Below are 10,848 nucleotides of genomic sequence, written 5' to 3' on the forward strand. Positions count from 1 at the left end.
GTTGTAGCCAGTCGTTAATTGACGGACAGAGTGGAGTTTCCGGTGCCACGGATCGGTGAGACCAGCGAGGTCTTCAAGTGCAACTTCTGCACCAAGTCGCAGAAACAGGTCAAGCGCCTCATCGCGGGTGACGGCGTCTACATCTGCGATGAGTGCATCGGGTTGTGCAACGAGATCATCGAGGAAGAATTTCCCAGGGTCGAGACCTTCGGGTTGCAGGAAGAACTTCCCAAGCCCAAGGAGATTCGCGATTTCCTCGACCAGTACGTGATCGGACAGGACGCGGCCAAGAAAGCGCTCGCGGTCGCCGTCTACAACCACTACAAGCGCATCACCTCCGAGCAGACCCGCATCGGCCGTGCGCGTCAGGGCGAAGAACCCGTGGAGGTGGGGAAGTCGAACATTCTGCTGATCGGACCCACCGGTTGCGGTAAGACCTATCTCGCCCAGACCTTGGCGAAGATGCTCAACGTTCCCTTCGCAATGGCCGATGCGACTGCCCTCACCGAGGCCGGCTACGTGGGCGAGGATGTCGAGAACATCCTTCTGAAGCTCATCCAGGCGGCCGATTTCGACATCAAGAAAGCCGAGACCGGGATCATCTACATAGATGAGATCGACAAGGTGGCGCGCAAATCCGAAAATCCATCGATAACCCGCGATGTTTCCGGTGAGGGGGTTCAACAGGCGCTGTTGAAAATCCTCGAGGGAACCGTCGCCTCGGTTCCTCCTCAGGGTGGACGCAAGCATCCACACCAAGATTTCCTCCAGATCGACACCACCAAGGTGTTGTTCATTGTCGGTGGGGCCTTTGCGGGCCTCGACGAAATCATCAATTCCCGCATCGGGAAGCGGCCCCTTGGTTTCAGCGTCGATACCACGGCCCGGAAGGAAGTGACCGATCCCTTCTCCGAGGTCCGTCCTGAGGACCTGCACAAATTTGGCCTGATCCCGGAGTTCATCGGGCGTCTGCCCATGATCTCGACGGTCTCGCCGCTGGACCGCGAGGCCCTGAACCGGATCCTCGTCGAGCCCCGCAACGCCCTGACCAAACAGTTCGCCCGCCTCTTCGAGCTCGACGGGGTGCAGCTGGACTTCACCGACGAGGCCATCGACGCCATCGCGGAGCTGGCCCTGGAACGTGGCACCGGGGCCCGTGGCCTGCGGGCGATCCTCGAGGAGCTGCTGCTCGACGTGATGTTCGAGGTGCCCTCCGCGGAGGACGTGGCGCAGGTCGTCGTGACCCGCGAGGCGGTTCTCGGAAAAGCGCAACCTGAGTTGGTGGCCTCCTCCCGTGTGGCTAGGCGCCGGGACTTGTCGGCCTGACATTTCCCGGCGCTTCTTCGGGTAGGTTTGACGCCATGAATCCTGGTTATCTGCGCTATCCACATCTCAATGAGGACCAGGTGGTCTTTGTCGCCGATGATGATCTCTGGTTGACGACGATCTCGGGAGGTCGGGCTCACCGCCTGACCTCCGAACATGTTCCAGCGCGCAGCCCCCGTTTCTCACCCTCGGGGAAACGGGTGGGGTTCGTGGCCGGCGACCTGGGCAACCAGGATCTTCACGTTCTTGACCTGGAGGGCGGGCGGCGCCGCCTCACGTGGTTGAGCGCTTCCCGCATGCAGGTGTGCGGCTGGCTGGACGAGGACCACGTGCTGGTGGCCGCCATGCACAACGAGGCCCTGCGGGCGCTTTCCTGGCTGTACTCGGTTTCCTTGGACGGTGAGCTGGAACGGCTGCCGTGGGGACCCGCCTCGGCCGCCGACCGGAACCCGGACGGCCGGGTGGTGTTGGCCTCCCCGAATTTCCGCGGACCGGAACAGTGGAAGCGTTACCGGGGTGGCATGGTCAACCGGGTCTGGGTTTCCGATGTCCGGCAGGGCGATTGGGCGCGGCTGCTTCCCGGGGAGACCGCGAGCCTGGCCGGTCCCTGCTGGGTTGGGGAGCGCATCGTCTTCACCTCGGATCTCGGCGCGCAGCTCCCGGAGAAGCCGGGGGAACAGGCCCAGGTGTGGAGCGTGGAACCGGACGGCAGCGACCTGCGGGCCCACACCGCGCACACATTCACCGACGGTTACTGCCGGGATGCCACGACGGATGGCAGGCGGGTTGTCTTCCATGCCCGCGGGAGGCTGCATGTTCTCGACTCCCTGGACTCCGAGCCGCGGGAGATCCCGGTCGATCTCGCACTGGGTGAACCGCTTCCCGTCACCGTCGGGGCGCTGGACCGGTTGGAGTCCGTGGCACCGGATCACGGCGGTGACGGTTCCCTCGTGGAGTGGCGGGGACAGGCGTGGTTCCTGACCCACCGCTCCGGTCCGGCCCGTGCCCTGAGCGCTCGTCCCGGCGTGCGGATCCGGGAGGCGATCCCGCTCGGTAACACGGGGAAGGGCATCTGGGCCACCGACGCGGAGGGCGAGGATTGCCTGGAGGTCGCGTCCTTCGACGGCCAGGACGATCCCCGTCGGATCGGGCACGGCCGGTTGGGGCGGGTACTTGCGCTCGCGGCGAACCCGGAGGGTTCCGAGGTGGCCGTGGCCTCCCACGACGGTGCGGTGCTCGTGGTGAACGTCACCGAGAACACGGTCAGGAAAGTCGGGAGGTCGCGGCAAGGGGAGGCGACCGGCCTGGCCTTCAGCCCCGGCGGGCGCTACCTGGTGTGGCGGGAGACGATCGGGAACGAGGGCACGTTGGGGCGGCTCGTCGGACATGACCTCACAAAGGACCGGCCCTTCGAACTGACCCGTGGACAGTTCAACGATTTCTCACCCACGTTCAGTCTCGACGGCCGCTACCTGTACTTCCTGTCCAGCCGGACCATCGATCCCGCCTACGACGAGATCAATTTCGATCTCGGTTTCACCAACACCGTGCGTCCCTACGTGATTCCCCTGAGCGCGGAGGATCCCGTTCCGTTCGGGCCGTCCGCCGACGGCTGGGCCATCAGCGAGACCGGGAAACCGGAATCGGAGGCGAAGGACGAGAAACCGGAGGCGGATGTCGTCCTTGACATCGATGGCGCGGAGGAGCGGATGGTTCCGCTGCCCGTGCCGGCAGGCCGCTACGACGGGCTCTGCGCCACCGCTGAGGGGCTTTTGTGGCGACGTCTCGCCCCGCACACCGGGGTGCTCGGCGCCGGGCAGCTGCCGGGCCAGGAAACGAAGGACAGCATCGAGGCCTACGACCTCGCCAAACGCAAACTGACCGTGGTGGTCGACGCCTGCGACGACGCCGCGGTCAGCGGGGACGGCAAACAACTGGTGGTTCGCAACGGTGACGATCTGTGGGTGCAGCCGGCCGATGCGCGAGCCGAGGACGAGGACCGCATCCCCGTGAACCTGAACCGGCTGCGCCGCCAGCTGCTCCCGCGCGACGAGTGGCGGCAGATGTTCGACGAGAACGCCCGGCTGATGCGCGACCACTACTGGCGTGAGGACATGAACGGCATCGACTGGGACGCGGTGTGCGCGGGCTACCGGCCGCTGCTGGAAAGGATCGCCACCCATGACGACCTCATCGACGTGCTCGTGGAGACGAACGCGGAACTCAACACCTCCCACGCCTACGTCACCCCCACCGGCGGGCACGGGGAGGAGAAGGTGGCCTGGTTGGGAGCGGAGCTGGGACGCAACGAGAAGGGCGAGGTCGTCATAAACCGCATCCTCGACGGCGAATCCTCCGACCCCAAGGCCCGTTCCCCGCTGCGCGCAGCGGGGGTGGCCGCCCGGGCGGGGGACGTGATCGTGGCCGTCGACGGGAAACCCACTGCGGGAGTTCCCGACATCAATGCGTTGCTGCTGGGGGCGGCGGGCACCGCCGTCGAACTGACCCTGGCCCGGGGAGATTCGAAACGAAGAGTGGCGGTGGTTCCCGTGGCCAGCGAGGCCGGGTTGCGCTACCACGAATGGGTGGCCTCCCGGGCCGAGCGGGTCAGGGAACGCTCACGGGGACGGGTCGGCTACGTGCACGTCCCGAACATGATGGCCGAGGGCTGGGCCGAGTTCCACCGGCTCATCGATCAGGCCTCCCGCTGCGAGGCGGTGGTGGTGGACGTGCGGTACAACGGCGGCGGACACACGTCGTCGCTGGTGCTGGAACGGTTGACGCGGACCGTCGTCGGCTGGGGCTACGCCCGGCACATGGATGCACCGGAACCGTATCCGATACAGGGCATGCGCGGACCGGTGGTGTTCATCACCAATCCCTACGCGGGATCCGACGGCGACATCATCACCGCCGCCGCCCAGAACCTCGGGCTCGGTCCCGTGGTGGGGGAGCGCAGCTGGGGTGGGGTGATCGGGATCGACGGGCGATTCGAGCTGATCGACGGCACCAGCGTGACCCAGCCCCGCTACGCCTTCGCCTTCCACCGGCACGGTTTCGGGGTGGAGAACCACGGAACCGACCCCGACATCGAGGTTCCCCTGGGACCATCCGACTGGGAGAACGGCGCGGATCTGCAACTTGACGTCGCCGTCGACGAGGCCCTGGCCCGCCTGGAGGAGAAACCCGCGATGGCGCCCCCGGAGCTGCCCCCGGCGGCCTTCACCGGCTGAACCGGCAACCAGAAGGGGGTCATCGCCGTTTCACCGGCGATGACCCCCTTCCGGGTTGATTTCAGGCGGCGGGGGGTTCCTCCAGTTCCGCCTCGACGGTCAGGGGAGCCTCGGCGATCTTCCACACCACCTCGCCCGTGATGTGACCGACGGCACGAAGATCCGCCTCGATGCTCTTCAGGCGTTCCAGGGCTGCGTGGTCACCCAGGAAGCTGGCCTTCCGGACCGGGGTTTTCATGGAAACCTTCGCGTTCGATTTGGCGCCGCGAATCGCGATCAGCACCGATGCGACATCGGCCAGCAGCTGCCGGTCGCCGTCGATCGCCAGCTCCCCGGTGGTGGGCCAGGGGGAGCGGTGGATGGAGGAGCCGTGGGTCCAGGACCAGGTTTCCTCCGTCACGAACGGCAGGAACGGGGCGAACAGCCGCAGCTGCACGTCGAGGGCAATGGCCAGCGCCGACTGCGCGGAGGCCTGTGCCTCAGGACCCTGGGAGCCGTAGGCGCGTTCCTTGACCAGCTCCAGGTAGTCGTCGCAGAAGGACCAGAAGAAGGTTTCCGCGGCCTCGAGGGCCTGGGTGTAGTCGAAGGCGTCGAACGCATCCGTGCAGGCGGTGACCACATCCGACAGCGACGCCAGCAGCGCCCTGTCGACCGGGTTGGTGATGGCGGCGGGATCCCCGGTCTCGGGGGCCAGGCCGAGAACGAACTTGCCCGCGTTCAGGATCTTCATGGCCAGCCGTCGCCCCACCTTCATCTGCGACTGGTCGAACGGCGAATCCATACCGGGCCGGGCCATGGCGGCGCGCCACCTGACCGCGTCGGAGCCGAAACGCTCCAGGATGTCGGAAGGAACCACCACGTTGCCCTTGGACTTGGACATCTTCTTGCGGTCCGGGTCGGTGACGAAACCCGAGATGGTGGTGCGCCGCCACGGCAGTGAGTGGTTCTCGAAATTGGCGCGCACGATCCGGGAGAACAACCAGGTGCGGATGATGTCGTGACCCTGGGGGGCGATGTCCATCGGGAAGGTGAGGCCGAACAGTTCCTCGTCACGTTCCCACCCGGACGCGATCTGCGGGGTCAGCGAGGAGGTCGCCCAGGTGTCCATCACGTCGGGGTCGGCGATGAACCCGCCCGGAATCCCGCGCTGCGACTCCTCGTAGCCGGGCGGGCACACGGTGACGGGGTCGACGGGCAGGCTGGCCTCGTCGGCGACGATCATCTGGTCGTAGCGCGGTTCACCGTCGGCGTCGAGCGGATACCAGACCGGGAAGGGCACTCCGAAGAACCGCTGCCGGGAGATCAACCAGTCGCCGTTCAGACCACCCACCCAGTTTTCGTAGCGGTGGCGCATGTGCTCCGGGGTCCAGGCCAGCTCCTCACCGCGCTTCAGCAGGTCGGCCTTCAGCTGTTCGTCACGGCCACCATTGGACAGGTACCACTGGCGGGTGGCGACGATCTCCAGCGGTTTGTCACCCTTCTCGTAGAAGTTCACGGGCCGGGAGATGGGTTTCGGTTCCCCGTCGAGGTCACCGGATGCGCGCAGCAGCTCCACGACGGCGGCCCGGGCGGAGAAGACCGTTTTGCCGGCCAGCCCGGCCCAGGGCTCGGCGTTGGTGAGCCACTCGGGGACCTCCCGCTGCAGGCGGCCGTCGCGGCCTATGACGGTGCGGGTCGGCAGATCGAGTTCCCGCCACCACTGCACGTCGGTCAGGTCACCGAAGGTGCAGCACATCGCGATGCCGGCGCCCTTGTCGGGTTCGGCGGCGGTGTGCGCCAGGACCGGGATCTCCACCCCGAAGACCGGGGACGTGACGGTGGTCCCGAACAGGTGCTGGTAGCGCTCGTCATCGGGATGCGCGATCAGGGCGCAGACGCTGGGCAGCAGCTCGGGGCGCGTGGTTTCGATGAACACCGGCCCGTCGGAACCGTGGAAGGCCACACGGTGGTAGGCGCCCGGGTGTTCCCGGGATTCCAGCTCCGCCTGCGCCACCGCCGTCTGGAAGGTGACGTCCCACATGGTGGGGGCGAAACTCAGGTAGGCCTCGCCGCGGGCGAGGTTGCGCACGAAGGCCCGCTGGGCCACGGCCTGCGTGGCCGGGGAGATCGTGGTGTAGAGGGTGTCCCAGTCGATGGACAAACCGAGATACCGCCACAGATCCTCGAAGACCTTCTCGTCGATGGCGGTCAGTTCCTCGCACAGCTCGATGAAGTTGCGGCGCGAGATGGGCACCTGGCGTTTCGGATCCGGCTTGGCCGGGGGAGTGAAGTCCTCGTCGTAGGGAAGCGACGGGTCGCAGCGCACACCGTAGTAGTTCTGGACGCGGCGTTCGGTGGGAAGGCCGTTGTCGTCCCATCCCATCGGGTAGAACACCTCCTTGCCGCGCATCCGCTGGTAGCGGGCAATGGTGTCGGTGTGGGTGTAGCTGAAGACGTGGCCCACGTGCAGCGACCCGGAGACCGTGGGCGGCGGGGTGTCGATGGAGAACACCTGCTCACGGGAAGCGGGACGCCGGAACGCGTAGGTGCCGGCCTCGCGCCACACCTGCCCCCATTTGCTCTCGAGACCTTCGAGGGCGGGTTTGGTGGGCAGGCCGGAGTTGTAAGCAGGATCAGTCATGACAGGGAATCGTAGTTGTGCGCGGCGGATGAGGTAAAAGTCACACCCCGTGACATGTCCGGGCCGCCGGGATCTCCCGGCGGCCCGGACACATCGGGTCGTTGATCAGTTGGAACCCGAAGCGGCGGACTGGATGGCGGTCAGCACGGTTTGCGGATCATTCGAGGTCAGGTTGTCGAGATTGACCTTCTTGCCGTTGACGACGTACGCGGGGGTGCCGGTGATCCCGGCCTCGCTCATGGACTCGTAGGATTTCTTCGCGAAATCGGCGTAGGCCTTGGTGTCGTAGAGCTTCTGGAAGGTTGCCAGATCGTCTCCCTCGATTCCCGCCTTGGCCGCGAAGTCGACCCGGAGCTGCTGGTCGGTGTAGCCGTCCCCCTCGTGGCTGGGCTGGTTTTCGTAGACCGCCTGGTGGTATTCGCGGTACTTGCCCACCGCGTCGGCGGCGGCCGCAGCCAGCGCGGCGCGTTCGGAGGATTTCTTGTTCGTGGTTTTGTTGACCTCGTTGAGGAAATACGCGGTCCGAACCTCGAAGGTGATCTTGCCCTCGTCGACGAGCTGCAGGAAAGCGCTGCCGTACCGGGCCTCGTAGGCCTTGCAGGCGGGGCACTGGTAGTCCTCGTAGACCACCACGTTCGGAGCGTCACCCGCGGGCTGGGTGTTCTTGCTCTTGATGGCGATGCCGTGTCCCTCGGTGGCGTTCGGGGGGGTGAGTTGTTCGGCGGCCGGGGCCTTGCTGCCAACCGCGTTCATGATGACGACGGCAATGAGTATCACCACCACGAGGGCCAGCACGCCCATACCGACGCCCAGCATCCGGGCATTGCGTTTGCGGCGCGCTTCCAGCTCCTGTTGCTTCCTGAGAGCAGCACGTTTGCTCAGGTTCGAGTTGTTGGCCATGGGTTTAGAATTCACTCCTCGGTTTCCGCCATTTCGGCGATGTCATCGTGGCTCTCCTCGCTGAAACGAACAGGTGAGCCGAAAAGTGCCTGATCCAGGCTGAAAAGGGAACGCGGCCGCACGACCAGCCAGCCGCACAGCGCGGTCATCGCCAGGTTCTCGGCCAGTTTCTGGGGGTACTGGGTGTTCTCCGGCGCCACCTCGCCGCCATGTCCGAAACAGCCGCAGTCGATGCTGATTCCCTGGCTCCAGACCCAGATGACGCCGCCCATGAAGGCGATCAGCAGCAACGCGGTGACCAGCGACGCCCAGCGGGTGAGCAGCCCCACGATGAGCAGCACCCCGGCGGCGACCTCGACCACCGGAAGGATGTACGACAGCATCCGGGACAGATCCCAGCCGACCAGCTGATAGGCGCGAATGTCGAAGGCGAAATCCTCCACATTCCCGATTTTCACGATGCCTGCGTAGAGGAAGACGACACCGGGTATCAGACGGGCCACCAATCCCACCCAGTCCGGCCAGTGGCGCACGGAGGGTTCGGGGTATCTGCTCATCACGCAGAACATAGTAACCGCGTCACTAGGATGTCCTCATCATGGAACACGCCACCCTCGTAGCCGAACTCACTTCCCGCTGGCCTGAACACCGCGTCGGTCCGGCCCTGAACCGCATCGCAGCCCTGATGGACCTGCTGGGCAATCCCGAACGGGCCACCCCCGTGATCCAGGTGGCGGGAACCAATGGCAAGGGATCGACCTGCATCATGATCGAAGCGCTGCTGCGTGCCGCTGGGCTGCGAACGGGAAGGTTCTCCAGCCCCCACCTCAGCGACGCCCGGGAGAGGATCTCCATAGACGGGGAACCGATCTCGGAGGAGAGGTTCGCCGAGGTTTGGGGCGAGATCGAACCCTTCGTCCGGATGGTGGATGAACGGAAACTGGACGGAATCGACATGACCTTCTTCGAGGTCATCACCGGCATGGCCTACGCGGCCTTCGCCGACGCCCCCGTGGACGTCGCCGTGGTCGAGGTCGGGCTCGGCGGCAGCTGGGACGCCACATCCGTCGCCACCCCGCAGGTCTCGGTCGTGGCACCCATCGGCCTCGACCACACCCACATCCTCGGGGACTCACTGGAGAAGGTGGCTTCCGAGAAGGCGGGCATCATCAAGCCGGGCGCGACGGCGGTGCTGGCCGGGCAGGAACCCGCGGCGGCCCGGGTGCTGTTGGCCCGTGCAGTCGAGGTCGGAGCGGTGGTCAAGGCGGAGGGCCCGGACTTCGGGCTGCTGGAACGCCGTCCCGCGGTGGGCGGGCAGGTGATCCGGATCCAGTCCGAGGGCGGACCGGTGGGGGACATCTTCCTTCCCCTGCACGGAGCCCACATGGCCCGCAACGCCGCGCTCGCAGTGGCGGCCGTCGAGGCCTTCCTGGGTGGTCAACCCCTTGAACCCGGGATCATCGAGGAGGGGCTCGCCTCGGTGGTGGCCCCGGCCAGGCTCGAACTGGTGCGCACCTCGCCGGCGATCGTCGTCGACACCGCCCACAACCCGCAGGCCGCGCGGGTCACCATCGAAACGTGCCGGGAGGCGTTCGCCTTCCAGCCGTTGATCGGTGTGGTCGGGATGATGGCCGACAAGGACACCGCCGGGGTGCTGGAGATTTTCGCCTCCGCCATGGACCAGGTGGTGGTGACCCGCGCCCGGGGCACCTCGCGTTCCCTGCCCGTCGACGAACTGGCACGCACGGCGGAGGAGATCTGGCCCGCGGGGAAGGTGCACAGGGCCCCTGGCGTGGCGGACGCGCTGGAACTGGCGACGCTGCTGGCCGATGCCGCCGGACCGACAGCCGGGGTACTGGTGGCGGGATCGTTGATCGTCGCGGGCGAGGCCCGGGGCCTGCTCGCCAGGGAGCAGGAAACCGATTCGTGACCCGTGCGCGGCAGGACCCGGGGGAGGGGTTTCGCCGCTACGGGCGCAGCGCCTCGAAACGGGTGCGGGCCTCGCGTTCCCAGGCCTCGGCGATCAGCTTGTGCCCCAGGTCGGTGGGGTGGACGCCGTCCTCGGCCATCTCCTCGTTCTCGTACTCCGACGAGTACTCGCGGATCATCAAACCGAGATCGACGACGGCGCAGCCGTACTCCGCGGCCAGGCGGTGCACCAGGTCCTGTCGCGGACGCAGGTCCGAGAGCCAACCCTCCTGATCGGGGGTGACGGGCGCCACGAACGGCACCATCAGCACAGTGGGTGTCCCGTCGAGGCTCTCGATCAGGCGCCGGTAGGCGGCCTCGAAATCCCCCAGCGGTGAGGCCGCCTCCCCGGTGACCGCCCGCCAGGTGTCGTTGATGCCGATGAAGATGCTCACCAGGTCGGGGTTCTCGGCCAGCACGTCGCCCTCGAAACGCGTCTCCAGGTCCACCATGCGGTCGCCGCTGACACCCGCGTTGACCACCCGCGCGAAGCTCAGGGGCCCCTCCGCCAGCTTGGCCACGTAGCCGGTGCCCAGGGAGCCGTTCGCCCGATCCTTTCCGGTGTCCGTGATGGAGTCTCCGGCGAACACGACGGTGGGGGGCTTCGCGGTCATTTCAGCTCCTTCGGAAACGGTGTCGCGACAGGATTCCACTATGCCATCGTGACCTTCGAACCACCACCAAAAGTCCCGTGGACGGGCCGTGGCGTGTCTCCTCGCGGTGGTTCGCTGCGGTGTCGGAAGCCCAGCGGGCCAGCACCTCGTGTTGACCCCATCCAGCGCATCGGCCTGTTCGAACACG

Annotated in this window: 7 protein-coding genes; 3 read left to right on the top strand and 4 right to left on the bottom strand. The window is 66.4% G+C overall.

What is annotated here, in order from left to right; all coding sequences use genetic code 11:
- Positions 1–42 precede the first annotated feature (42 nt).
- Positions 43–1,326, top strand: a complete 1,284-nt coding sequence (gene clpX, locus ACO6D6_RS07665) for an ATP-dependent Clp protease ATP-binding subunit ClpX (protein ID WP_484784624.1) — start codon at positions 43–45, stop codon at positions 1,324–1,326.
- Between the two features lie 35 nt (positions 1,327–1,361).
- On the top strand, positions 1,362–4,559 hold the full coding sequence (locus ACO6D6_RS07670; protein WP_484784625.1) for a S41 family peptidase: 3,198 nt from the start codon (positions 1,362–1,364) through the stop codon (positions 4,557–4,559).
- Positions 4,560–4,620: 61 nt separating this feature from the next.
- Here ACO6D6_RS07670 and valS read toward each other — a convergent pair whose 3' ends face one another.
- The 3 genes from valS to ACO6D6_RS07685 form a co-directional block, all read right to left on the bottom strand.
- On the bottom strand, positions 4,621–7,179 hold the full coding sequence (gene valS, locus ACO6D6_RS07675) for a valine--tRNA ligase (RefSeq protein ID WP_484784627.1): 2,559 nt from the start codon (positions 7,177–7,179) through the stop codon (positions 4,621–4,623).
- A gap of 105 nt (positions 7,180–7,284) precedes the next feature.
- Positions 7,285–8,079 carry a DsbA family protein gene (locus ACO6D6_RS07680; RefSeq protein WP_484784628.1) on the bottom strand — a complete coding sequence of 265 codons (795 nt, stop codon included), beginning with the start codon at positions 8,077–8,079 and terminating at the stop codon, positions 7,285–7,287.
- An 11-nt stretch (positions 8,080–8,090) separates the two neighbouring features.
- Positions 8,091–8,636, bottom strand: coding sequence for a DoxX family protein (locus ACO6D6_RS07685; RefSeq protein WP_484784653.1), 546 nt, complete (start codon positions 8,634–8,636; stop codon positions 8,091–8,093).
- A gap of 41 nt (positions 8,637–8,677) precedes the next feature.
- On the opposite strand from ACO6D6_RS07685, the gene ACO6D6_RS07690 reads away from it, so the two are divergent.
- On the top strand, positions 8,678–10,009 hold the full coding sequence (locus ACO6D6_RS07690) for a bifunctional folylpolyglutamate synthase/dihydrofolate synthase (protein WP_484784629.1): 1,332 nt from the start codon (positions 8,678–8,680) through the stop codon (positions 10,007–10,009).
- A gap of 37 nt (positions 10,010–10,046) precedes the next feature.
- Here ACO6D6_RS07690 and ACO6D6_RS07695 read toward each other — a convergent pair whose 3' ends face one another.
- Complete coding sequence (locus tag ACO6D6_RS07695; protein ID WP_484784630.1) at positions 10,047–10,661, bottom strand: SGNH/GDSL hydrolase family protein; 615 nt, start codon at positions 10,659–10,661, stop codon at positions 10,047–10,049.
- Between the last annotated feature and the right edge of the window lie 187 nt (positions 10,662–10,848).

Source organism: Arachnia sp. (genome assembly GCF_057238465.1).